Here is a 22,481-nt window from a genome sequence, read left to right on the forward strand (position 1 = left end):
AAGGACCGACGTGATCGCACCCACCTCGCGGCGCCGCCTGGCCGCCGCCGTCCTGACCGCGGCAGCCGTCACCGGCACGCTGCTCACCACCCCGGCGGCCGTCGCCGCGCCCGCGCCCACCCCCGCGACGGCCGCGGAGGCGGCGGCCGGGGACATCGTCGTGACGCGCGAGGAGATGCCCACGGTCATCGACTTCGACGAGCCGGGCGACCGGGCGCCCATGGTCTGGGAGTTCGACCGGCCCGTGAAGATCGAGGACTTCACGCTGTCCCACACCACCGAGACTCACATGTGGGATCTTGTTACCAGCGACGTGCTCTCCTCCAGCCACCGCTTCGAGCTGGCCGGCTACACGCCGGACCGCATGTCGCCCCTCGCCGGCGAGTACACCTGGCGGATGCTCGCCTACGACGCGGCCGGGAACCGTGTCGAACGGACGGGCGGGTTCACCCTCAACCGGCCGCCGGCGCCGCGCGACTACGATGCCAACGGCGTCCCCGACGTCCTCGTCCGGTTCGCGAGCGGGCAGATGACCGCGTACGAGACCGAGATGCTGCGCCGGCAGCAGGCGGGCTCGAAGGATCCGTGGTACGAGTTCCCGATCGGGCTGTCCGGCGCGGACTGGAGCCCGTACGCGCTGCTGGCCGCCCCGGGCGACCTCGGCGGCTCCGGCTCGCCCGACGTCGTCGGGCGTGACGGGGACGGCGTGCTCTGGCTGCACCAGGGCGAGGGCCGGAAGTTCCTCCCGCGTACGAGGATCGGCGGCGGCTGGCAGGTCTACAACAAGATCACCGCCGGCTCGGACCTCAACGCCGACGGACGCGGCGACCTCCTCGCCACCGACACGAGCGGCGTCCTGTGGTTCTACGCCTCCACCGGCAACGCCACCGCCCCCTTCAAGCCCCGCGTGAAGATCGGCGGCGGCTGGCAGATCTACAACCAGATCACCGCGCCCGGGAACATCGCCGGAGCCACCGGCGGCGACCTCCTCGCCCGCGACGCCTCCGGCGTCCTCTGGCTCTACCTCGGCAAGGGCGACGGCACCTTCACCGCCCGCCGCCAGATCGGCGGCGGCTGGCAGCGGTTCACCCACCTCGCCGGCCTCGGCGACCAGAACAGGGACGGCCGGGTGGACCTGTACGGCATCGGCGCCGCCGGCTCCCGGTACTACCCGACCACCGGTCTCGTGGACGCCCCCTACGGCACCCCCGAGGAACTGGACCTGTACAACGCCGACGGGAAGTACGTGAACGTCCTCTGAGGCGGGCGTACAACCTTTCGATCTCTCCATGAGTCATGCGGGCGTGGCGTGTGGCGCCACGCCCGCACCCATGGGGAGGAACGTTCCCTTTGTCCCGCCTGATCACCACCGCGCTCGCCGTCGTCCTCGCCACGGGCTCGGCCGCCCCCGCACTGGCGGCCCCCGCCGCCCCGGCCGGAGCGCTTCCGGCCGCCGTCGCCGAGGCGGCCGAGGAGCAGCTCCTGCCCCTGCCCGCCGGGACGGTCGCCGGGGCCGGAACCACCGGCTACCTGGTCCGTGACCTCGACGCGGACACGTACAGCTGGGTCCGGTTCGACACCGGGGCCACCACCGAGCTGCCGTTCGCCCGCATCCCGTACATCCAGGGCGCGGACAGCGTCGCGGAGTCGACGTACAGCGGCACGGCGACGAAGGTCCGGGACATGACGACGGGCACGGTCGTCCTGACCGTGGACAACAACCGGCTGTACCGCGCCAACGTCCTGGGCGCGGTCGGCTCCACCCTGCTCGCCGCCTTCCCCGACGACGCGACGGGCCGCGAGGTCCTGTGGCTCTACCGCCCCGGCACCGGCAGCGCGACCCGGCCCTTCGCCACCCGCAAGCGGATCGGCGGCGGCTGGCAGGCCTACGACCGGATCGCCGCCACCGGCAACCTCGCCGGCGGCGCCGCCGGGGACCTGGTCGCCCGCGACCGCACCGGCGTCCTCTGGCTGTACCTCGGCAAGGGCGACGGCACCTTCGCGCCGCGCACGAAGATCGGCGGCGGCTGGAACGCGTACACCGACATCACCGGCGCGGCGGACATGAACAACGACGGCCGCAACGACCTCGTCGCCATGGACCGCCTCGGCGAGACCTTCGTCCACCAGGGCACCGGCGCCTGGAAGACCCCCTTCCAACGGGGTTACCAGACCTCCGGCAGCCAGTACGAGCACGACCTCATGTCCTGACCCGGACTCCCTCCGCACTCCCGAGAGGCACGACTCCGTGACCCATCCCAGATCCACCGCCCGGCGCCGTCTCGGCGCGGTCGTCGCCGTCGTCCTGATGGCCACCGCCGGTCCGGCCGTCCTGCCGGCCGGTGCCGCCACCGGGACCGGCTCCCTGCCCGTCGCCGCGCCCGCGGCGACGGCGGACGCCACCGCGCCCGTCCTCAAGCCCGGCGACAGCGTCTCGGGGGTGGGGCGGACCGGGTTCCTGAGCCGGGACGCCGCCGATCCGGACGTCCAGCGCTGGACCCGCCTGTCGGACGGGGCGGTGACGACCTTCCCGGACGGACACGTCGTCTCCGCCTCCCTCGACTCGGACGTCGTGGTCGACCGGGCACAGGGCACCGTCACGCTCCGGGACATGGCGGCGGGCCAGGAGCTCTTCTCCCTGCCGCTGACCTCGGGCCAGTACGCCGGGGCCGTCGGCTCCACCCTCTTCGTCCGCACCGATGGCGCGGAAACCGGCCCCCTCGACCTCTACTCCCCGGGTCCGGACGGGCCGGAGCGCCGGGCGGCGACCGGGCTTCCGGCGGACGCGGACGACCTGTCCGTCGTGGCGGCGTCGGACGGCGAGGCCATGGTGGCGTACGCCACCGGCACGGGGACGGCCCGCACCCACCACTGGGCGGTCCTGGACCTCGCTTCCGCCGCCGTCACCTTGTCCCACCAGTTCGGGGAGGGGGACTGGACCGAGAAGTCCGACTACGCCCTCTCCGCCGGTCACGTCGCCTGGACCCAGGACTGGGGCGGCGGCGTCGGCGTGTCCGTCCTCGTCCTCGACCGCGCCACCCAGAAGATCCGGCACTACGCCCTGGTGGAGGAGACGAACAGGCTGAACATCGGTCTGGTCGGATCGTGGATCGCGTTCTTCGAGCCCGGCGGTTTCCTGTCCCAGAGGAAGAGTTCGTACTTCAGCCTGTCCGTCTCGAACCTCGCCGTCACCGGCCCCTCCCGCAGGATCCTCGACCACGCGGCGTCGGACATCGACGCCGCGGGGGACGCGCACGCCTTCCTCGGCGGCACCATGGCCGGCGGCGAGGGCCTCTACCGGATCGCCCCCGGCCCGGACGGCATTCCGGCCGCCACGCAGCTCGCCGCGACGGGCGAACCGACGCAGGTCACCCTGCTCCGGCAGAACGTCCCCACGACCGTGGACCTCGACCGCACCGGCGGCAAGCTCACCATGGAATGGGAGCTCAGCCGGACCAACGTCAACATGTGGGTCACCCTCCGCAACACCCGCACGGGCGAGTCGGTCACGCGGCACATCGACCAGCCGGCGCCGGGCGAGGACCCGCGGACGATGCGGTTCTACTGGGACGGAACGCTCGACTGGCAGGGCACCGAAGGCTTCTGGACCGCCGCCTCGGCCGGCCCGTACACCTGGACGATCAGCGCGGCCCCGCTCAACGGCATCGGCCCCACTCTGAAGGAGTCCGGGTCCTTCACGGTCACCCGCAAGACCGGCGCGCACGACTACGACAGCGACGGCTCGCCGGACGTCCTGGCCCGCGACACCTCCGGCCGGCTGTGGCTCCAGGACGTCCACCACCACCCGGGCTGGAAGGACACCACCCAGAACCCGGACGCGCCCGTCGGCGGCGGCTGGCAGGTCTACGACCGGATCGAGGCCACCGGCAACCTCGCCGGGGCCGCCGCTCCCGACCTCGTCGCCCGCGACCGCGCGGGTGTCCTCTGGCTGTACCTCGGCAAGGGCGACGGCACCTTCACCGCCCGCCGCCAGATCGGCGGCGGCTGGCAGACGTACGCCCACCTGACCGGCGGCAGCGACCTCACCGGCGACGGCCGGCCCGACCTCGTCGCCACCGACCGCTCCGGCCGCCTCTGGCTGTACAGGGCCACGGGCTCCACGACCGCGCCCTTCGCCGCCCGCCGGCTGATCGGCAGCGGCGGCTGGCAGGTCTACGACCAGCTCACCGCCACCGGCAACATCGCGGGCGCCGCCGCCGGCGACCTCGTCGCCCGCGACAAGGACGGCGTCCTCTGGCTCTACCTCGGCAAGGGCGACGGCACCTTCGCGCCGCGCACGAAGATCGGCGGCGGCTGGCAGCGCTACGACGCCCTGATCGGCTCCGGCGACCTCGACCGGGACGGCAAGCCCGACCTGTACGCGACCCGGCAGGAGTACGGCACCCTGTCGCCGGGCTTCTACCGGGGCACCGGCGCGTGGCAGGCGCCGTTCCGCGCCGTGGAGAGCGTGGACTACGTCCAGAACGGGCGGGAGTTCAACCTCTTCGCCTGACCCCTACCGACGCGGGACGGTCGCCCAGACCGTCTTGCCGACCGTGCGGTCCCTGACGCCCCACGCCGTCGCGAGGGTGGCCACGAGCAGCAGCCCGTAGCCACCCTCGTCCGGCTCCCGGGACGGTAACGGCCGGCACTCGCCGCGCGCGTCCGACAGCTCGACCGTCACGTGGTCGCCCGTGCGCTCCATCCGCAGCTCGAAGTCCCGCCCCGGCACCCGTCCGTGCTGCGCCGCGTTGTTCGCCAGCTCGGCCACCACGAGCTCCGCCGCCTCCGCCGCGGGCCCCGCCAGCCCCCACGCCCGCAGCTGGTGCGCCGCCAGCAGCCGGGCCAGGCGCGCGCCCCGGGGCGTGGGCGTCAGGCGGAGCGCGAACTCCGGCGCGTACTCACTTGTTGGAGTGGTGATTTCGGGCTTCATGACTCCGAGAGTGGCGCCCGCGACCTACGCTGAACAGCAGCGACGCCACGACGCTGGGTAACTGTACGGGTACGCCAAGAGGGCGGTACGGATGTCGGGGAAGCACGAGGAGCGGCCGGAGAAGCCCTCCGAGTCGGACGGTACGGCGCACTTGTTCAAGGCGCTGGGGAAGATCATCAAGGTGCTGCGGACCAACGCGGGCCTGAGCCAGGCGCAGCTCGCCTCGATCACCCACTGCAGCGAGGACCTGATCTCCGCGATCGAGCGGGGCGTACGGACCCCGCAGCCGGAGTTTCTGATGCTGGCGGATGCCGCGCTGGGCGGGACGGGGGTGCTGACGGCGGCGGTGGAGGACACGGAGCAAGCCCTGTCGCGGGCGCGGACCCGACATCCAGAGTGGTTCGGAAGTTTCGCGGCTGCGGAGGCGGTAGCCGTTGCGCTGCACTACTACGCGCCGCAGGTTGTGCCCGGCATTCTCCAGACACATGCCTACGCGGAGGCGGTCTTCCGTCACCATCGCCCGCTGTACGAGGAGGAGGAGATCGAAAAGCGGCTTGCCGACCGATTGGCTCGCCAGGCCCTCTTCGAGAAGCGGCCCGCTCCGACCGTCAGTTTCGTCATCGAGGAGAGCGTCCTGCACCGCCCCATGGGCGGTCGCGACGCTTTCCGGGAACAGATCCGATGCCTCCTCGAAGTCGCCAATCTCCGGAACGTACACCTCCAGATCATGCCGAACGAGCGGACCGATCACCCCGCCCTGGAAGGCCAGTTCACGTTGCTGACCCTGAAGGGAAAACGGGAGGTCGCGTACGCCGAAAGCTACGGCACCGCCCGCCTGTTCACCGGCCTCGACGAGGCACGCGTCTACGCGGAGCGGTATGGAATCATGCGCGCACAGGCACTCACGCCACCGGAGTCCCTGGAGCACCTGAAGCAATTGCTGGGAGAGCTATGAGTACCGCAGATCTGGCCTGGTTCAAGAGCAGCTACAGCGGCGGTTCCGGCGGCGAGTGCATCGAGGTCGCCTACGACTGGCGCAAGTCCAGCTACAGCGACGGCGAGGGCGGCAACTGCGTCGAGGTCGCCGCCCACCCCGCCCTCGTCCACGTCCGTGACTCCAAGGTCCCCCACGGCCCCCAGCTCGCCGTCGCCCCGGCGGCCTGGGCCGTGTTCGTCGGCGTCACCGCGCACCGGACACCTTCAACCACGGCCCCGTAACAAGACCTTGACGGAGATTCAGTCCGTCACCCCCCTGGGCTACCCTGTGGCCCATGCAGGGGGAATTGGAAAACGACTCTAATTTGGCCGGGAGCGGAGCGATACCGCTCGACGCGGGCGACCCGCGCCGCATCGGCGCGTTCCGCCTGCTCGGGGTGCTCGGCTCCGGCGGGATGGGCCGCGTCTACCTGGGCGCGGTCCCGGGGACGTACGCGGCCGTGAAGAGGGTGCTGCCCTCGCTCGCGGAGGACACGGACTTCCTCAGCCACTTCGGGCACGAGCTGGACAACCTGGCGCGGCTGCCCGCCGGGGCGAGCACGAAGCTGCTGGCCAGCGACCGGCTGGCGAAGCCGCCGTGGTTCGCGACCGCGTTCATCCCGGGCGTGACGCTCAACGACGCGCTGCGGCTCCACGGCGGGCCGCTGCCGCCGGAGGCGCTGTGGCGGCTGGTGCGGGAGGCGGCGGCCGGGCTGCGGACGGTGCACGCGGCGGAGATGGTGCACCGGGACCTCAAGCCGTCGAACGTGATGCTGACCGGGGACGGGCTGTCGCTCATCGACTTCGGCGTGGCGCGCGCGGCCGACCAGAGCCGGCTGACGAAGACCGGCATGATCATCGGGACGCCCGCCTACATGGCGCCCGAGCAGGCCGTCGCGGACAAGGCGCTGACCGGCGCGGCGGACGTCTTCGCCCTCGGCAGCCTGGTGCTGTACGCGGCGAACGGGCGGCCGCCGTTCGGGGACGGGTCCGGGCACGACCTGCTGTACCGGGTGGTGCACGGGGAGCCGGACTTCGGGCGGCTTCCGGAGCTCGACCCGGACCTCGCCGACCTCGTCCGCACGTGTCTCGCCAAGGACCCCGCGGACCGGCCGACGGCCACCGAGCTCGTCGGGCACGCGGACGCGCGCGCGGCGGGGGTCGCGTGGCCGGAGGCGGTCACGGCGCGGATCGCCGAGCGGACCGCCTTCGCGGCGGGCGCGCCGACCGCCGAGGCGTTGGCCGAGCTGGAGGCCGCCGACCCCTCGGAGGACGTGGTCACGGCGCCGCTGACCCCGCAGACGCCGGCGACGGACCCCGCGTACGTGCTCGCCGGGAAGCCGGCGGGCGGCAAGGAGCCCCGGCGGCGCAACCGGCTGGTCATGCTGGCCGTGCCCGTCGTCATCACGACCGGGACGACGCTGACCCTGACCCTGGGGCCGTACGAGATCGGCAAGGCGGGCGCGGACGACCGGGCCTCCGCCTCGCCCACCGCCGTCATCGCCCCGACGGGGCCGCAGCCGTCCGCGGCCGTCCCCGGGGCGAAGCCGTCCGCGTCCGCGAAGCCGTCCGGTTCCGCGTCCGCCCCGTCCTCGGCGCCCGCGACCTCCGTACCGCCGGGGAGCCCGCCGCCGGGCGCCCCGCAGCCGCCTGCCGACGGCGGCGGCGGCGGCGGAACGGTCACCGGTGGCGGGGGCGGCACGTCGACTTCTGGCGGCTCCTCGGACGGGTCGTCCGGCGGCTCTTCGGGAGGCTCCTCCACCACGTCCGGAGGCACCTCGGGGGGTTCGACCTCCGGCGGCTCGACCTCCGGCGGCTCGTCCGGGTCCGGCGGCTCGACCACCACCGCGCCCCGCCCCACCACGACCGCGCCCAAGCCCCCGCCGACCTCCGGCGGGGGCGGCTCGGGGCCCTCGGGGACGTACTCGCTGGAGAACGGGACGAGCGGCAACTGCCTGGCGGAGAACGACCAGGGGTACGCCGTCATCGTCTCCACGACGGCGTGCGGCACCAAGCCCGAATCGGTCACCTACTCCTGGACGTACAAGTCCAACGGGAACGGCACCTTCCGCCTGGTCAACAGGAAGTCCGGAAAGTGCCTCCAGTTCACCCGCACCATCGACGCCTCCCTCGCCGCCTGCAACGGCGCGAGCAACCAGAACTGGAGGTTCGGCACCTCCACGTCGGCCGGGCGGCAGCTGAAGAACGTGGGCGACAACCAGTGCCTGACGGCCAACAGCTACGCGGTGATGAACTACCCCTGCCAGTCCTCGGGCACCAGCCAGCTCTGGCGCAACATCGGGGCCCTGTAGGCCCCGCCCGTCAGTACTCGCCGTCCAGGTCGGCGGCGGAGGCCGCGCGGTAGCAGGCGGAGACGACCTTGAAGTTGAGCATGGTCTGGTTGCCTCCGTCCTTCATCGCGACGACGTGCACGGCGAACTGCTCGGTCTTGTTCTCGGCGTAGATCTCCGGGTCCTGGGCCTGGGAGTTCGCCTTGCCGTCCTTGGTGATCTTCCAGCCGTGCTCGCCGAGGTTCTTGCGGAGGTTCTCCATGCCGGTGTCGACCTGGGCGTCGGTGAGGGCGTACACGGACCAGGGGTGCGAGGTGGAGAACAGGTCCTCGCCGTACTCGGAGCAGCGCGAGACGCTCGGGCCCGGTTCGGTGACCTTGCCCTTGATCCCGGTCAGCTCCAGGAGGCGGCTGGAGACCTCCCGCGCCTTCGTGCGGGCCGGGTCCGGGTCCATCCGGACCGGCGTGTAGTCGAGTTCCTTCACGTCCGAACACCCCACAGTCAGCGCCGCGAGCGACGCGATGGCGGCCGCGAGGGCCAGCGCCCTCGGGCCGGAGACGGCACGTCGGCCGACCGCGTTCCGTATGTCAGTCACGTTGCACCTTGTCGTACTGCCCGGCGACCACCGATGCCTGGTTCTGGATGCTCAGGGAGCCGTCCCTCCAGTAGTCGGTGTGGCTACCGGAGTCGTGGGCCATCCTATGGGCGCCGAAGCTCTCGTCGGAGGGCACGTTCTGCCCCCAGATCGAGCCGAACGGCAGCAGGTCCTGCCACCAGTCGGAGTTCCGGCCGAGGCCGGCGAACTTGCCGCCGAGGGGCACCTGGTCGTCGGTGAAGCCGCCCGCCTGGGACCAGACGTGGCCCTCCTCGACGTCGAGCTCCTTGGCGTACTCGACGAGCATGCCGGGGCTGCCGACCGCGATGATGTCGTCGGTGCGCAGGTCGCCGCCGTTGGAGGCCGCGCCCAGGACCGTGGACCCGTAGCTGTGGCCGATGAGCGTGGTGTGGCTCTTGTCGTCGCCGCCCTGGACGTGCTCCAGGCCCGACATGAAGCGGTTCAGGTCGGGTGCCGCGGTGTGGGCGTAGTGCTCCTTCATCGCCTCCGGGACGATGCTCTGCGGGGCGTCGTAGCCGATCCAGGTGATGGTCGAGACGTTCTGGCCGGGGACCTTGGCGCTGGTCTCCTTCCACATCTCGCTCATGTGGTGGATGTACTTCTCGGTCTCCGTGATGTTGGTGTACGTGCCGGGGACGAAGACGGCGGTGTGGTCGGCGACGTCGGGGTTGCCGTTGGCGACGACGGCCCGCCCGCCGCCCTTGGTGTCGTAGCCGAGCAGGTACGCCTCCGGGAGGCCGTCCTTGCCGGTCGCGTCGAAGCGGGCCTGGATGGCGTCGATGCCCTTGAGGTTGTCCTTCAGGAACGTGAGGTCCTTGCCGTACTTCTCGTTCCACGCGGTCCACTCCGGGTTCCGGACCGCGGCCCTCGGCCCGATGATCAGCTTCTTCGGCTCCGGGGGGATCGCGTCGAGGCGGAGCTGGAGCTCCGCCCGCTTCTCCGCGAGGACGATGCGGTTGGCCTCGTCGCGGGTGGCGGAGGGCAGCCCGTCGAGGGCGCCGACCTGCGCCGCGTTCAGCGACATGTGGGCGGCCTGCTCCTCGGGCGTCAGCCCCTTCCACCAGGCCGCGTTCTCCTTCGGGTCCCCGCTCTTCGGGGCGTCCGGCAGGGAGTCGAGGTAGCCCTTGCCCGCCTCGCGGACGCCGCCGGTGTCCGCGTGGGCGTCGGTCCAGTCCCGGTCGGAGACCTTCAGGTCGTCGTCGGCCTTCAGCGAGCGCAGCCGGGGCGCCCACTTGGCGTCCGCGTCGGCGGCCTCCTTCAGGGCGTCGGCGATCCGGTTCGCGTACCCCATCGCCTTGCCGTAGTGGGGGTTCGGGTGGACGTTCGCCGCCTGGCGCTCGATCGCGTCGGACGTCGCGCCGCCCCCGGCGCTCCCGCCGACCGTGCCGGCCGGGGCGTCCTTCTCCTCGCCGGGCTTGCGGCCCGCCGGGTACGACACCGATCCGTCGGGGTTCACCGTGCAGCCGCCCGCGGCGGCGTCCTCCAGGGCCGTGTCCAGTCTCCGCTTCGCCGCCGCCATGTCGAAGGCGAAGCCGTTCAGGGCGGTGCTCGCCAGGCCGCACTCGGTCTGCGCGTAGTGGAAGTTCTTCGACAGCTCCTTGAGCTCCGCCAGGGCGGCGTTCGCCGCCTCGCCCTCCAGCCGGTCCTTGCGCATGCCCGCGGAGATCCGGTTGTCGAGGGCGTCCTTGGCGGCACTCGCCATGTCACCGGCCGCCCGGTAGCCGTCCGCCGCCTGCTCGTACTCCGCCGGCTTGAAGGCCTTCAGCGTCGCGAGGTCCATGTCCGGTCAGTTCCCCTTCGCCTGGCCGCCGACGGCCTCGGTGTCCTCGTACCGCGCCTTGAGCCGGTTCAGATCGGCCAGGACCGCCTCGTCGGACTTGGCGAGGTCGTGGCCGGCGCCCTCCAGGAGCCCGCCGAGCGCCTCGCACCGCCCGTTCACGTCGCCGAGGTACTTCTTCCAGGAGTCGTACAGCTCCTTCTGGGCCGCCGCGCTCTGGACGTTCGCGCCGTCCCCCAGACCGGCCTGGCCGTCGGACAGCGCCGTCAGTCCCTTGCCGACGCCCTCCTTCAGGCCCTTCACGCCCTGGCCCGCCCGCGCCCAGGCCTTCTTGTCCGACCTCAGGTCCCCGGCGGACGTGCCGGACCCGCCGCCGTCCACGGCGGCCGCCTGGTTCAGCCGCATCTGCTCGGAGCCGCGCTGCGCCGCGCCGGCCTTGAGCTGCTCCCACTCGTCCCACGCCATGCGTGGCACCCCCGTTCCCCGCCGTCGGCGCCGACGCGCTGCCGGAACGTCGCCTCTGACGGAGTCTCATCCTATGAACTCCCGTGCTCCTCGGGGCCGTCCGGACGCGGAGGCGGGATGAGTACGCGTGCTCTTGCGTACTCAGGAGGGGGACCGGGAGGGGGGTGCCGTGAAGACCGGTACGGCGACGCCGTCCTCGCCCGTCCGGAAGGCGACCGTCAGCTCCATGTCCGGGCGGAGCCCGCGCTCCGGCACGTCCACGACCCGCGTCATCATGCGCGGGCCCTCCGCCAGGTCGACGACGGCCGCCACGCAGGGCACCCGGTCGCCGAAGGGCGGGAGGTCGCTGCGGTGGACGACGGACCACGTGCAGAGCGTGGCGCGGCCGCTCGCCCGGACCCGGTCGACGTCCTCGCTCCAGCAGCGCGGGAGGGGCCGGGAAGGGGCGGGGGCGCGTGACCGATTCGCAACCGAAATCCCTTCTCGACCGAGACCCACTGCGTGTACACGTCATTACGCTCAGCACTCATGGTCACCACCACCCCCCAAGAACCGGTGTACGTCATCGGCGCCGGCCCCGGCGGGCTCGCGGTCGCCGCCACCCTGCGCGCCCGTGGCGTCCGCGCCGTGGTCCTGGAGAAGTCCGGATCCGTCGGAACCTCCTGGCGCGGCCACTACGACCGGCTGCGGCTGCACACCACCCGGCGCCTCTCCGGCCTGCCCGGACTGCGGATCCCCCGCGCGTACGGCCGCTGGGTCGCCCGCGCCGACCTCGTCCGCTACCTGGAGGCGTACGCCGAGAAGCACGAACTGGACGTCGTCACCGGCGTCGAGGTGCACCGGATCGAGCGGGCGGAGGACGGCACCGGGACCTGGGTGCTGCACGCGACCGGCGGACGGCGGCTCACCGGCCGGGCGGTGGTCGTCGCCACCGGCTTCAACCACACTCCGAAGGTGCCCGCGTGGCCCGGCCTCGGCACCTACGAGGGCGAGCTGATCCACGCCCGCGAGTACCGCGCCCCGGAGCCGTACGCGGGCAAGGACGTGCTCGTCGTCGGCATCGGCAACACCGGCGCCGAGATCGCCGCCGACCTCGCCGAGGGCGGAGCCGCACGGGTCCGGATCGCCGTCAGGACCGCGCCGCACATCCTCCGCCGCACGACGGCCGGCTGGCCCGCGCAGCGCAGCGGCATCCTCGTCCGGCGGCTGCCGGTCCGGCTCGTGGACCTGCTCGGCCGGGGCCTCGCCCGGTTCGCCTCGCCGGACCTCACCGCGTACGGACTGCCGCGCCCGAGCGCCGGCCTCGCCACCCGCGTCCGGGAGGGCGCCATCGCGGTCCAGGACGTGGGGCTCGTGGCGGCGATCCGGGCCGGGAAGGTCGAAGTGGTCGCGGCGGTCGAGGCCCTGGACGGGCGCGAGGTGGTCCTCGCCGACGGCAGCCGGATCGCCCCGGACGCGGTGATCGCCGCCACCGGCTACCGCCGCGCCCTCGAACCCCTCGTCGGCCACCTCGGCGTCCTCGACGACCGGGGCCGGCCCGTGGCCCACGGGCCCCGCAGTCCGCGCCAGGCACCGGGCCTCTACTTCACCGGGTTCACCAACCCGATCAGCGGGATGCTGAGAGAGCTGTCACGGGACGCGGAGCGGATCGCGCGGCGGATCGCGCGCACGCAGCGGAAGCGGAAGCCGGGGACGTCGGAACCGGGGACGTCGGAACCGGGGACGTCGGGGACGCCGAAGCCGGAGACTCCGGAGTCGGGGAAGCCGGAACCGGAGACGCCGGGGACGCCGGAGCCGGGTGAGCCCGGCAGGTCGAAGGCTCCCGCGCACTGACCGCCCGCCCCCCGGTGCCGAAGGCCCCGCCCCCCGGCGGGGCCTTCGTGCTTCCCGTCCGACGCTCCATTCCCGGCTGACCGTCAGTTCTGTGATCTGACTAAGCGTCAGGTCATTTGTCCGGGACGCGTCCTGCACGGAAGGGCGGAGCGCAACGATGCCTGGATCGACTCACGGCACCTTCGCCACCGGTCTGCGCGCCCGCGTGGACGCCTGCGGGGAATCCCCCCGCACCACCGCCCACGGGCACGCCGCCGCACCCGGCGACCGGGACGTCAGCCAAGGAGCTGGCGGAGCCCGTGGACTTCGGGCGGTTCAGCGGCGGGTGAGGACGCGACTGCCGCCCGGGTAGCCGGGCTCCGTCCAGTGGGTCATCCGGGGGGCGGACGGGGGGCCGTCGACGTCCCAGGGCTGGAAGTAGCCGCAGGCGGTGAAGACCCGTACCTTGTGGTGCCAGCGAGGCAGGGTCTCCTCGAAGGGCCAGGTCCCCGTGCCCTCGCACCGCTTCACGGAGGCGTCCTCGTACGCGGTGTACTCGATGCCGCTCACCACCGCCGTCCCGTCCGCCCGCAGCGTCACCTCACCCCCGTGCCCGTCCTCGTACCGTCCCGCCATGTCCGCCCGGGACGGCCTGGGCGGGTCCTCCGGGCCCAGGACTCGGGTGTACGTGCCGATGCCCGCGAGTGTCGCGGCCGCGGGCAGCAGCAGGGTCAGCCATAACAACCACGGTCGTCCTCTCCCCATGGGGCCATCATGCCGCGCGGCGGCGGATGACCAGGGCCATGAGGGCGGCGGCCGCGCACAGCGCGCCGGAGGCGTACCAGACGGGGTCGTAGGAGCCGAAGACGTCGCGGGCGACGCCGCCGGCGAAGGCGACGGCGGCGGCGCCGATCTGGTGGGAGGCGAGGACCCAGCCGAAGACGATCGCGGAGTCCTCGCCGTAGTGCTCCCGGCAGAGGGCGATCGTCGGCGGGACCGTCGCCACCCAGTCCAGGCCGTAGAAGACGATGAAGAACAGCATCGGGGGGTGCACGGAGGGCGCCAGGAGCATGGGGAGGAAGAGCAGGGAGACGCCGCGCAGGGCGTAGTAGACGGCCAGCAGGCGGCGCGCCTCGAAGCGGTCGGTGAACCAGCCGGAGGCGATCGTGCCGACGACGTCGAAGACGCCGATGACCGCGAGGAGCCCCGCCGCGGCCGTCACCGGCATGCCGTGGTCGTGGGCGGCCGGCACGAAGTGGGTCTTCACCAGGCCGTTCGTGGAGGCGCCGCAGATCGCGAACGTACCGGCGAGGAGCCAGAAGGGCCCGGTGCGGGCGGCCTTGAGGAGGACCGTGAGCGCGCGGCGGGCCGCGCCCGTGGCGGGGTCGGGCTTCTCGGCGTACGCGCCGCCGTACGGGGCCAGGCCGACGTCCGCCGGGTGGTCGCGGAGCAGCAGCCAGACGAAGGGGACGACGGCCAGCGCGGACAGCGCGACCGTCACCGCCGCCGGGCGCCAGCCGTGGTGCTCGACCAGCCAGGAGAGGAGGGGGAGGAAGACCAGCTGGCCGGAGGCGCCCGCGGCCGTCAGGATGCCGGTGACCAGGCCCCGGCGGGCGGTGAACCAGCGGTTCGTGACGGTCGCCGCGAAGGCGAGGGCCATCGAGCCGCTGCCCAGGCCCACGAGGATCCCCCAGTAGAGGACCAGTTGCCACGCCGCCGTCATCCAGACCGTCAGCACCGAGCCGAGCGCGATCACCGACAGCGCCGCCGCCACGACCCTGCGGATGCCGAACCGGTCCATGAGCGCCGCGGCGAACGGCGCCGTGAGGCCGTAGAGCGCGAGGTTGACGGAGACCGCGAAGCCGATCGTGCCGCGCGACCAGTCGAACTCCTCGTGGAGCGGTTCGATGAGCAGGCCCGGCAGCGAGGCGAAGGCCGCCGCGCCGATGATCGTGACGAAGGTGACCGCGGCGACGGACCAGGCGCGGTGGAAGCGCGGGGAGCGGGAGGTGGAGAGGGAGGACCGGTCCTCCGTTGTCTGGGCCATGCCATCGAGGATTCCGGCCGCCGCCCGCCCCCGCCATTGGCCCGACTGTCAGCTTTCCAACAGATCGGGCCAACCGTCCTCGCCCTCAGGCCGCCCGCGGCAGGTTCCTGACCGGCCGCACCGCCAGCAGCGCCGCCACCACGAGCACCGCGATCCCCGCCCCCGCGAGCAGCACCGCCTCCGTGCCGACCACCCCCGCGACCGGTCCGGACAGCGCGCGTCCGACGCCCATCATCAGCAGGGATCCGGCCACGTCGTAGGCGTGCATCCGGTTCAGCGCCTCCTGCGGGACGTGCGTCTGGACCGCCGTGGACCACATGACGAGCCAGTACGCGAACGCCGTGCCCGCCACGAACTGCCCGGCCGCCAGCGCCGCGACCGGCGCGCCGAGGCCGAGCAGCGCCAGGTTCACCGGCAGGCCGAGGAGCGCGACCGCCCCGGACGCGAGCGGCCGGCGCGGGCGGATGCGGAGCGCGAGCAGTCCCCCGAGCGCGCTGCCCGCGCCGTTGACCGCCATCAGCGCGCCGTACACCGCCGAGCCGTGCCCGCCGGTGACCAGGCTCGCGGTGAGCGGCACCATCGGACCGGCGACGGTCAGCCCGTACACCGTCCAGATGGAGATGACCCCCCACAGCCAGCTCCGCGCACGGAACTCCCGCCACCCCCGTGCGAGTTCGGAGCCGAACGAGCCGCGGGCCCGGCTGCCGCCGGTGATCGGCGGGATCCGCATCAGCAGGAAGCAGACGGCGCTGACGGCGAAGGTGGCGGCGTTCGCGGCGAAGGCCGCGCCCGCGTTCCAGGCGGCGACGAGGAGCCCCGCGAGCGCCGGACCCGCCATCGTCATCAGCGCCTCCACCACCCGCAGGACCGCGTTGGCGCGCTGCACGTCGGACGCGATCCGCGGGATCGTCGAAGCGACCCCCGGCTGGAAGAGCGCGGCGCCGACGCCGGCGACGACCGAGAGCCCGTACACGGCCCACAGCGGCGGGCTGCCGACCGCGAAGGCGACGGCGAGCAGCGCCGCCCCGGGCAGCCGCAGCAGATCGGCGGCGATCATCATGCGGCGGGCGGTGAAGCGGTCGGCGAGGACGCCGCCGAAGAGGACGAAGACGGCGAAGGCGGCCGTCCAGAGGCCGAGCGCGTAGCCGACGGAGGAGCCGGGCCGGCCCGCGCCGAGCAGGCCGGCGGCGAACGCGACGGGGACCATCCCCTCGCCGAGGACCGCGGCGGCCCTGGCCGTGAAGAAGAGCCTGAAGTTACGGTTCCAGAGCGCGGGGGGCGCGGCCGGCAGGGGAATCAGCGCGTCGGCCCCGGGCTTGTACGTGTTGTCCGTCACGGGCAGCCAGTCGTACCACCGACTGGTCTGGACCACCATTGATTTAGCCGAGGGAGACGCCCATGGGAGAGACCACGCCGCACCGGCCGCACCGCGTCGCCGTCCTCGCCCTGCCCGGCCTCCTCCCCTTCGAACTGGGCATCCCGCACCGGATCTTCGGCCGCGCCAAGGACTCCGAGGGGCGGCCGCTGTACGAGATCGTGACGTGCGCCGTGGCCGCCGGGCCGGTGCGGACCGACGCCGACTTCGCGATCCAGGTGGAACACGGGCCGGAGGCGCTGGCCACCGCGGACACGGTCGTCGTCCCCGCGTCGTACGAACTGGGCCCGGTCTACGAGGAGGGCAGGCTCACCCCCGAACTGGCCGCCGCCCTCGCCCGCGTCCGGCCCGGCACCCGGCTCGTCGCGATCTGCACGGGCGGGTACGTCCTCGCCGCCGCCGGGTACCTCGACGGACGCCCGGCCACCACCCACTGGGCCTCGGCCGACCACTTCCAGCGGCTCTTCCCGACCGTGCGGGTCGACGCCGACGTCCTCTTCGTCGACGACGGCGACGTCCTCACCTCGGCGGGCGTCGCCGCCGGCCTCGACCTGTGCCTGCACATCGTCCGCCGCGACCACGGCGCGGCCGTCGCCAACGACGTGGCCCGCCGCACCGTCGTCCCCCCGCACCGGGACGGCGGCCAGGCCCAGTACATCGCCCGCCCCGTCCCCGACGCCGGCACCCAGAGCACGACCGCCGCCCGCGCCTGGGCCCTCGCCCACCTCCACGAACCGATCCAGCTCCGCGACCTCGCCGAACGGGAGGCGACGAGCGTCCGCACCTTCACCCGCCGCTTCCGCGACGAGGTCGGCATCAGCCCCGGCCAGTGGCTCACCCAGCAGCGGATCGAACGGGCCCGTCACCTCCTGGAGACCAGCGACCTGCCCGTCGACCGGGTGGCCCAGGACTCCGGCTTCGGCACCGCCCAGTCCCTGCGGGTCCATCTGATGACCGCGATCGGCGTCACCCCGACCGCCTACCGCCGCACCTTCCGCCCCGGCCTGCCGGCCGGCTGACCGCCGTCGTCCCCGTCGTCGGCACCGTCGGCCCGCCCCGGGGCGGCCTCCCGTTCCCGGTTCCGTACGAGCCTCAGCTCGCCGAGCGCCGCGACCGCGACGAGCAGCAGGGTCAGGCCCACCCCGCAGAGGATCGCCGTCGACGGGGCGACCACGCGCAGCAGCCCGCCCGCGAGCGTGCCGCTCGCCGCGTATCCCGCGCCCGCGCGAACTCCTCCACCGGGGAGGACGCGGTGACCAGTTCGTCGAGGAGCAGCTCGCCGGTCCGGTACAGCGCGGTGTAGAGCGGGACGTCCTTCTGCGGTCGGGAGGAGCCGTACCGGCAGCCGAGGATCGACTTGTCGGGGAACATCGCCGCCGGCGGGAAGCTCGCCTCCGCCCTCGGCGCGGTCATCCCGAGCAGGACGGCCTGCCGTGCCGGTCGAGGAGGTCGATCGCGGTCCGGACGAGGCCGGTGTGTCCGACGCACTCGAAGACGTGGTCGGCGCCGGTCGGCAGCACGTCCCGCACGCCGTCGGCGGAGGAGGGGAAGTGCGTCGCCCCGAACCGCCGCGCCGCCTCCTCCTTGGCCGGATTCGCGTCCACGGCGACGACGTCGGTGCGCCCGCGAGCCGGGCGCCCTGGATGACGTTGAGCCCGATCCCGCCGGTGCCGATGACGACGAGGTACGGGCCGGCGACGTCGTCCTCGTACGGACCGGGCAGCTGCGGCTGTACCTGGCCGGGGACCGGCACGCGTACGCCTTCCCGTCGCCCGGGCTCTCGATCCGTACGCCGGAGTGGTTCCACGCCCGGGACGTCGCGGCCGTCGCCAACGACACGCTCACCTTCGAGATCTTCCCGCCGGAGATCGAGGACCTGTGGCTGGGCGTGCACGCGCTCGACCTGGTCGAGATGGGGATGCTCCAGGGTCAGAACTGGAACCTGGAGGAGTTGTCCACAGCCTGTGCACAAGAAGGGCGTTACGCCTTCCCGCTCTCCGCGATGCCGGAACCCTTCGTCGGCGGCACCGGCACGCCGGTGGCCCCGGTCGCGATCCTCTGAACGGCCCTCCACGGTCTCGGATTCACGAGCTCACGCGTTCATCACGGGCTCAGGCGTTCGCGGGTTGACGAGCTCCCTGGTGCACGCGCTCCCGCCTTCCCTGGTGCACGCGCTCCCGGGTTCACGCGCTCCCGGGTTCACGCGCTCCCGGGTTCACGGGTGGCGGCGCGCCCGCGCGCGCCCCGAGCACGGCACGGACCGCCGCCACCCGACCACGACCCGCACATGCCGAGGGCACACGGCCCTCGGCTCCCCTCGCCACGAATCGCTCACCCCAGGGTGGGCAAAACGGAACGAACCGTCAACAGCGCACCCGCCCGGGTGAACTGACGCCCTCACCGACCCCCGGCACGGCCAGGGGGACGACCGCGGGCGTCCGGTCGACCTCGCACCAGATGCTCTTCCCGCGCCCCTCGGCCTGCCAGCCCCACCGGTCGGCGAGGCCGTCGACCAGTTCCAGGCCGCGCCCGTTGGTGTCCTCGCCCGCGGCGCGCCGGGGCCGGGGCGGCAGCTCGCTGCTGTCGGCGACCTCGACCCGCACCCCGCCCTCCGCCGCGAAGAGCATCCGCAGCACGGCGGGACAGCCCGTGTGCACCACCGCGTTGGTGACGAGCTCGGAGATGAGCAGCACCAGCGTCTCCGCCAGCGGCTCGTCGTCGCCTATCCCGGAGCCGGCCAGCCGTTTCCGCGCCCACCGGCGCGCACGCCCCACCTCGGCCGGGTCCGGCCCGACCTCCAACTGAACCTGAAGCACCTGCACCGTTCACACCATCCGAACCGGCGAACACACCTTTACGGAACGTGATTCCCTTGTGAGACAGCATGGTTGACGTACAGTCACCGCAACAAGCGCTTCGGGCATATTCCAGCGCGAAGGAGTACGCATGGTCCATACTGTGCGACGCACGCGGCGGGGAGTCGAACGCGGGGCGCGACCCGGGCTCACAAGCACTCGCATCCCACGGAGAGTACCGGAGCGGAGGGCGGTCTCCGGCCCGCGACGGCCCTCCGAAGGACACAACCCGATATCGACATTCCGCCCACGCCCACCGGGATTCGAACACGCTCCGTCACCAGTTCGGGCCTTCAGAGCGCGGCCGCCACCTCCTCCGCCGCCCGCTCCGCCGGCAGCACCAGCGCGGCCCGCACCCACGCCCGCTTCAGGTGCAGATGGACGCCCGCCTCCCAGGTGAACCCCGTCCCGCCGTGCACCTGGAGGCAGTCCCGCGCGTTGGCGACGGCCGCCTCGTCGGCGAGCAGCTTCGCCCCCGAGATCTCCACCGGGTCGGCGGTGACGGCGGCGCCGTGCACGGCCGCCCGCGCCGGCTCGGTCCGCACGAGCATCCCCGCGCAGAGGTGCTGCACGGCCTGGAACCCCCCGACAGCCTGCCCGAACTGCTCCCGCCGCCCCGCGTGGGCCACGGCGGCGTCGGTGCACCAGGCGGCGGTCCCGACCTGCTCGGCGGCGGTGAGGAGCACCGCCTCCGGCGCGCACCCCCCCGGGCGACCGCCTCCGGCACGCCCCCCCCCCGGCGACCGCCTCCGCGCGCACCTTCCGGCGCCGGGCACCCGGTGCAGCGGCGTGAGCGGATCGACCGACCGCAGGGGTACCCCTCCGGCGGCGTCGCCCAGCACCACGTCGGCGGCGTCCAGCCACGGCGCCAGCCCCTCGGCCGAGACCTCCGTGACGACCACCGTCCCCTCGGCCGCGCCCCGCACCGACCCCGCCGCCCCGTGCGTGGCCACCAGCGGTCCCGGCACCAGCGCCCGCCCCGCCTCCTCGAAGACGAGCACCGCCTCCGGCAGCCCGAGCCCGACTCCGCCCCGCATCTCCTCCCGGGTGATGCCCTCCAGGGTCATGCCGTCCCGGCCGAAGCCGACGGCCGCGATGTTCCGCTTGTACGGGAACTTCAGGTCCTCGTAGATCCACCAGTCGGTGGGCGGTCCGGCCGGGTCCATCGTGATCTGGTCCCCCCCGACGTACGCGAGCTCGCCGATCCCCACCGTGAGTGCCCTGGGCCCCCGGTCCCGGTACTTCGCGGGCAGCCAGGTGTCGAAGAGGTGGGCGGGCTCGATCACGCGGTCGTCGACGCTCATGATGCGGGGCAGTTCGGCCATGACCCCTCCTCATGCCTGATGGACCGTCAGATTCTGACGCACTCAAGCCAACGCCTCCGGGTGGGCATGGGTAGTACCCGTCGACGCACGGAGACGCGGACCGACGCGGGTCCGGCCACCCGACCGACGCGGGTCCAGCCACCGGACCGCGCGCCGACCCGACCCCTGGACCGACCACCGGGTTGACCGCCGGTTCGACCTCGACTGCTCCCCCGACCGACCGCCGGGCTGACCACCGAACCGGCCACCGGTCCGGCCTCGACCTGCCCCCGACCGACCGCCGGACCGACCCCGGTCCGGCCTCGACCCACCCCTGATCGACCGCCGGACCGGCCACCGGACCGGCCACCGGATTGTCTGCACGATCCGTCCCTGGAAAGCCCGGGGCGGGCCGGGAAGACTCCTCGCCGGTCCCTCTCGCCCCCCACCGGAACGGAACCGCCCCGTGACGCACGTCCGCACCTCCAGGAAGCTCTCCGGTCCCAACCCCGCACAGCTGCGCTTCGGCCCCCTGATCGCCTCCACCGCACTGCTCTCCGGGCCCCCGGGAGCCACGACCGGCGCCCGCGCCGCCGGCACCCGGCGGCACCCCCGCCGGGCCGCGCCGGCCGGCGCCGGCACCCCGTGCGCGCCTCTGGACCGGCGAGGGTCCGCCCCCTACGCCCTCCCCACCACCTGACGGTCAGTCAGACAGGTTCGCCCAGGGAGTCGCCGTGACCGAGAGCGTGACCAGGACCGGGACGAGGACCGAGGCCGAGACCGAGACCGAGGCCACGACCAAGGTCGAGCCCGGCACCGAAACCGGCACCGACACCGGGACCGCGCACGCCCTGGGTGCCTCCCGGACGCTCTGGGAGCTCGTCGAGCACCGCGCCGAGCGCTGCGCCGCCGGCCTGTACGGCATGGGCGTCCGGCCCGGCACGGTCGTCGCCTGGCAGCCGCCGACCCGGATCGAGACGGCGGTGCCGTCCTTCGCGCTCGCCCGGCTCGGGGCCGTCCAGGCCCCCGTCATCCCGTTCTACCGGGACAAGGAGGTCGGCTTCGCGCTGCGCGAGTCCCGGGCCGAGTACTTCGCCGTGCCCGGCGTCTGGCGCGGCTACCTCGACCCGGCGCAGACCGCCGCCGCCTTCGACGAGGACGGTTTCCTCATCACCGGCGACCTCGGCCGCCCGACCCAGCGGGCACCTCGTCCTCACCGGACGGGAGAAGGACGTCATCATCCGCAAAGGCGAGAACGTCTCGGCCAAGGAGACCGAGGACCTGCTCCACGGACACCCGGCCGTCGTCGACGCCGCCGTCATCGGCCTCCCCGACCCCGAGCGCGGCGAACGGGTCTGCGCCGTCGTCGAACAGCCCGACGGCGCCGCGCCGCTCACCCTGGAGGGCGTGACGGCCTTCCTGCGCGCGGCCGGGCTCTCCGTCCACAAACTGCCGGAGCAGCTGGAGGTGGTGGACGCCCCGCCGCGCAACGAGACCCTGCGGAAGGTGCTGAAGTACAGGCTCAGGGAGCGGTTCGGGGCAGCGGGGTCACCGGGGGCGGAGGGGACACCGACGCCAGAGGGGGGCCCGGGGGCAGCAGGGTAGGTCCGGCCTGCGGAGGGACGGCGGCGGGCCCGCCCGCGAGCGCCGCGGGCAGGTCCTCGTACACCTCGAAGAGCCGGGTGACGCCCAGCGCGGCGAACACCCGCGTCACATGGCCGTGCCCCTCCCCCGCGCGGGGAAGGACGAGCCGCAGGCGCCCGCCGCAGGAGCGCAGCAGCCGGCGCGTGGCGACGAGCACGCCGATCCCGCTGGAGTCGCAGAACCGCACCCCGGTGAGGTCGACGACGAGATGGTGCCGGCCGGCGGCCACGGCGTCGTGGACCCGCCGCCGTATCTGGGGCGAGGTCAACAGGTCGAGCTCACCGCGCAGGCGGAGCACCGTCCACCCGCCGCGGTCGTCCTGGTCGGCCTCGATCGTCGTCACGGACGGGCGCCTGCCCCCGGAGGCCCCGCCGAAACCCCTGGCGC

General features: G+C 73.4%; 20 protein-coding genes and 4 pseudogenes. 11 read left to right on the plus strand and 13 right to left on the minus strand.

From position 1 onward, the window contains the following. Positions 1-10 precede the first annotated feature (10 nt). The 3 genes from IE245_RS17630 to IE245_RS17640 all read left to right on the plus strand — a co-directional run bounded on the left by IE245_RS17630 (position 11) and on the right by IE245_RS17640 (position 4,513). The gene (locus tag IE245_RS17630) at positions 11-1,261 is read left to right on the plus strand and encodes a VCBS repeat-containing protein (RefSeq protein ID WP_189948491.1); all 1,251 of its coding nucleotides are present in this window, start codon (positions 11-13) and stop codon (positions 1,259-1,261) included. Positions 1,262-1,350: 89 nt separating this feature from the next. Beyond that, positions 1,351-2,211 carry an FG-GAP repeat domain-containing protein gene (locus IE245_RS37725; protein WP_268256564.1) on the plus strand — a complete coding sequence of 287 codons (861 nt, stop codon included), beginning with the start codon at positions 1,351-1,353 and terminating at the stop codon, positions 2,209-2,211. Positions 2,212-2,248: 37 nt separating this feature from the next. After that, positions 2,249-4,513 (plus strand): FG-GAP repeat domain-containing protein, encoded by a 2,265-nt coding sequence (locus IE245_RS17640; protein WP_189948493.1) that lies wholly within the window; start codon positions 2,249-2,251, stop codon positions 4,511-4,513. Between the two features lie 3 nt (positions 4,514-4,516). Here IE245_RS17640 and IE245_RS17645 read toward each other — a convergent pair whose 3' ends face one another. Further along, positions 4,517-4,933, minus strand: coding sequence for an ATP-binding protein (locus IE245_RS17645; RefSeq protein WP_189948495.1), 417 nt, complete (start codon positions 4,931-4,933; stop codon positions 4,517-4,519). A 91-nt stretch (positions 4,934-5,024) separates the two neighbouring features. On the opposite strand from IE245_RS17645, the gene IE245_RS17650 reads away from it, so the two are divergent. The 3 genes from IE245_RS17650 to IE245_RS17660 all read left to right on the plus strand — a co-directional run bounded on the left by IE245_RS17650 (position 5,025) and on the right by IE245_RS17660 (position 8,220). Next, positions 5,025-5,888: a helix-turn-helix domain-containing protein gene (locus IE245_RS17650; RefSeq protein WP_189948497.1), complete on the plus strand. Its 864-nt coding sequence runs from the start codon at positions 5,025-5,027 to the stop codon at positions 5,886-5,888. Beyond that, on the plus strand, positions 5,885-6,151 hold the full coding sequence (locus IE245_RS17655; RefSeq protein ID WP_189948499.1) for a DUF397 domain-containing protein: 267 nt from the start codon (positions 5,885-5,887) through the stop codon (positions 6,149-6,151). The genes IE245_RS17650 and IE245_RS17655 overlap by 4 nt, the downstream gene beginning before the upstream one ends. A gap of 83 nt (positions 6,152-6,234) precedes the next feature. After that, a complete protein-coding gene (locus tag IE245_RS17660; RefSeq protein ID WP_229851343.1) occupies positions 6,235-8,220 on the plus strand; it encodes a protein kinase domain-containing protein in 1,986 nt (661 codons plus the stop codon). Between the two features lie 10 nt (positions 8,221-8,230). Here the strand turns inward: IE245_RS17660 and IE245_RS17665 are convergent, their stop codons facing one another. The 4 genes and pseudogenes from IE245_RS17665 to IE245_RS17680 form a co-directional block, all read right to left on the minus strand. Then, positions 8,231-8,794: a hypothetical protein gene (locus IE245_RS17665; RefSeq protein WP_189948501.1), complete on the minus strand. Its 564-nt coding sequence runs from the start codon at positions 8,792-8,794 to the stop codon at positions 8,231-8,233. Continuing rightward, positions 8,787-10,595, minus strand: coding sequence for an alpha/beta hydrolase (locus IE245_RS17670; RefSeq protein WP_189948503.1), 1,809 nt, complete (start codon positions 10,593-10,595; stop codon positions 8,787-8,789). The genes IE245_RS17665 and IE245_RS17670 overlap by 8 nt, the downstream gene beginning before the upstream one ends. 6 nt (positions 10,596-10,601) lie before the next feature. Further along, positions 10,602-11,057, minus strand: coding sequence for a hypothetical protein (locus IE245_RS17675; protein ID WP_189948505.1), 456 nt, complete (start codon positions 11,055-11,057; stop codon positions 10,602-10,604). Between the two features lie 141 nt (positions 11,058-11,198). Continuing rightward, a pseudogene (locus IE245_RS17680) lies at positions 11,199-11,486 on the minus strand (Zn-ribbon domain-containing OB-fold protein); the annotation flags it as partial. Positions 11,487-11,585: 99 nt separating this feature from the next. On the opposite strand from IE245_RS17680, the gene IE245_RS17685 reads away from it, so the two are divergent. After that, positions 11,586-12,890, plus strand: coding sequence for a flavin-containing monooxygenase (locus tag IE245_RS17685; protein ID WP_189948509.1), 1,305 nt, complete (start codon positions 11,586-11,588; stop codon positions 12,888-12,890). A gap of 315 nt (positions 12,891-13,205) precedes the next feature. On the opposite strand, the gene IE245_RS17690 is transcribed toward IE245_RS17685, so the two are convergent. The 3 genes from IE245_RS17690 to IE245_RS17700 form a co-directional block, all read right to left on the minus strand. After that, complete coding sequence (locus tag IE245_RS17690) at positions 13,206-13,613, minus strand: hypothetical protein (protein WP_189948511.1); 408 nt, start codon at positions 13,611-13,613, stop codon at positions 13,206-13,208. 28 nt (positions 13,614-13,641) lie between these two features. Continuing rightward, positions 13,642-14,916 carry an MFS transporter gene (locus IE245_RS17695; protein ID WP_189948513.1) on the minus strand — a complete coding sequence of 425 codons (1,275 nt, stop codon included), beginning with the start codon at positions 14,914-14,916 and terminating at the stop codon, positions 13,642-13,644. 85 nt (positions 14,917-15,001) lie between these two features. After that, on the minus strand, positions 15,002-16,291 hold the full coding sequence (locus IE245_RS17700; RefSeq protein ID WP_189948515.1) for an MFS transporter: 1,290 nt from the start codon (positions 16,289-16,291) through the stop codon (positions 15,002-15,004). 23 nt (positions 16,292-16,314) lie between these two features. On the opposite strand from IE245_RS17700, the gene IE245_RS17705 reads away from it, so the two are divergent. Continuing rightward, positions 16,315-17,310, plus strand: coding sequence for a GlxA family transcriptional regulator (locus IE245_RS17705; protein WP_189948516.1), 996 nt, complete (start codon positions 16,315-16,317; stop codon positions 17,308-17,310). Here the strand turns inward: IE245_RS17705 and IE245_RS17710 are convergent. Together IE245_RS17710 and IE245_RS17715 are read right to left on the minus strand one after the other, a co-directional pair. Next, complete coding sequence (locus tag IE245_RS17710) at positions 17,271-17,432, minus strand: hypothetical protein (RefSeq protein ID WP_189948518.1); 162 nt, start codon at positions 17,430-17,432, stop codon at positions 17,271-17,273. The genes IE245_RS17705 and IE245_RS17710 overlap by 40 nt on opposite strands. Further along, positions 17,423-17,984 (minus strand): annotated as a pseudogene (locus tag IE245_RS17715) (zinc-binding dehydrogenase); the annotation flags it as partial. The gene IE245_RS17710 and the pseudogene IE245_RS17715, both read right to left, overlap by 10 nt. Between IE245_RS17715 and IE245_RS17720 the strand changes: the two are divergent. After that, a pseudogene (locus IE245_RS17720) lies at positions 17,976-18,353 on the plus strand (cyclase family protein); the annotation flags it as partial. The pseudogenes IE245_RS17715 and IE245_RS17720 sit on opposite strands and share 9 nt — an antisense overlap. A gap of 301 nt (positions 18,354-18,654) precedes the next feature. Here IE245_RS17720 and IE245_RS17725 read toward each other — a convergent pair. Together IE245_RS17725 and IE245_RS17730 are read right to left on the minus strand one after the other, a co-directional pair. Beyond that, positions 18,655-19,113 carry an ATP-binding protein gene (locus IE245_RS17725; RefSeq protein WP_189948520.1) on the minus strand — a complete coding sequence of 153 codons (459 nt, stop codon included), beginning with the start codon at positions 19,111-19,113 and terminating at the stop codon, positions 18,655-18,657. 326 nt (positions 19,114-19,439) lie between these two features. Next, positions 19,440-20,471 (minus strand): acyl-CoA dehydrogenase family protein, encoded by a 1,032-nt coding sequence (locus IE245_RS17730; protein WP_229851344.1) that lies wholly within the window; start codon positions 20,469-20,471, stop codon positions 19,440-19,442. A gap of 445 nt (positions 20,472-20,916) precedes the next feature. On the opposite strand from IE245_RS17730, the gene IE245_RS17735 reads away from it, so the two are divergent. Next, on the plus strand, positions 20,917-21,150 hold the full coding sequence (locus tag IE245_RS17735) for a hypothetical protein (RefSeq protein WP_189948522.1): 234 nt from the start codon (positions 20,917-20,919) through the stop codon (positions 21,148-21,150). A gap of 151 nt (positions 21,151-21,301) precedes the next feature. Then, a pseudogene (locus IE245_RS17740) lies at positions 21,302-22,055 on the plus strand (AMP-binding protein). On the opposite strand, the gene IE245_RS17745 reads toward IE245_RS17740, so the two are convergent. After that, the gene (locus IE245_RS17745) at positions 21,973-22,437 is read right to left on the minus strand and encodes an STAS domain-containing protein (RefSeq protein WP_189948524.1); all 465 of its coding nucleotides are present in this window, start codon (positions 22,435-22,437) and stop codon (positions 21,973-21,975) included. The pseudogene IE245_RS17740 and the gene IE245_RS17745 sit on opposite strands and share 83 nt — an antisense overlap. Between the last annotated feature and the right edge of the window lie 44 nt (positions 22,438-22,481).

The sequence above is a fragment of the Streptomyces roseolus genome, assembly GCF_014649855.1.
Classification (GTDB): domain Bacteria; phylum Actinomycetota; class Actinomycetes; order Streptomycetales; family Streptomycetaceae; genus Streptomyces; species Streptomyces roseolus.

Coding starts and splice junctions, on each gene's coding strand:
- IE245_RS17705 (WP_189948516.1), top strand. CDS start 16,315: ATGGGAGAGACCACGCCGCACCGGCCGCACCGCGTCGCCGTCCTCGCC.
- IE245_RS17695 (WP_189948513.1), bottom strand. CDS start 14,916: ATGGCCCAGACAACGGAGGACCGGTCCTCCCTCTCCACCTCCCGCTCC.
- IE245_RS17655 (WP_189948499.1), top strand. CDS start 5,885: ATGAGTACCGCAGATCTGGCCTGGTTCAAGAGCAGCTACAGCGGCGGT.
- IE245_RS17700 (WP_189948515.1), bottom strand. CDS start 16,291: ATGGTGGTCCAGACCAGTCGGTGGTACGACTGGCTGCCCGTGACGGAC.
- IE245_RS17730 (WP_229851344.1), bottom strand. CDS start 20,471: ATGGCCGAACTGCCCCGCATCATGAGCGTCGACGACCGCGTGATCGAG.
- IE245_RS17675 (WP_189948505.1), bottom strand. CDS start 11,057: ATGGCGTGGGACGAGTGGGAGCAGCTCAAGGCCGGCGCGGCGCAGCGC.
- IE245_RS17645 (WP_189948495.1), bottom strand. CDS start 4,933: ATGAAGCCCGAAATCACCACTCCAACAAGTGAGTACGCGCCGGAGTTC.
- IE245_RS17670 (WP_189948503.1), bottom strand. CDS start 10,595: ATGGACCTCGCGACGCTGAAGGCCTTCAAGCCGGCGGAGTACGAGCAG.
- IE245_RS17685 (WP_189948509.1), top strand. CDS start 11,586: ATGGTCACCACCACCCCCCAAGAACCGGTGTACGTCATCGGCGCCGGC.
- IE245_RS17650 (WP_189948497.1), top strand. CDS start 5,025: ATGTCGGGGAAGCACGAGGAGCGGCCGGAGAAGCCCTCCGAGTCGGAC.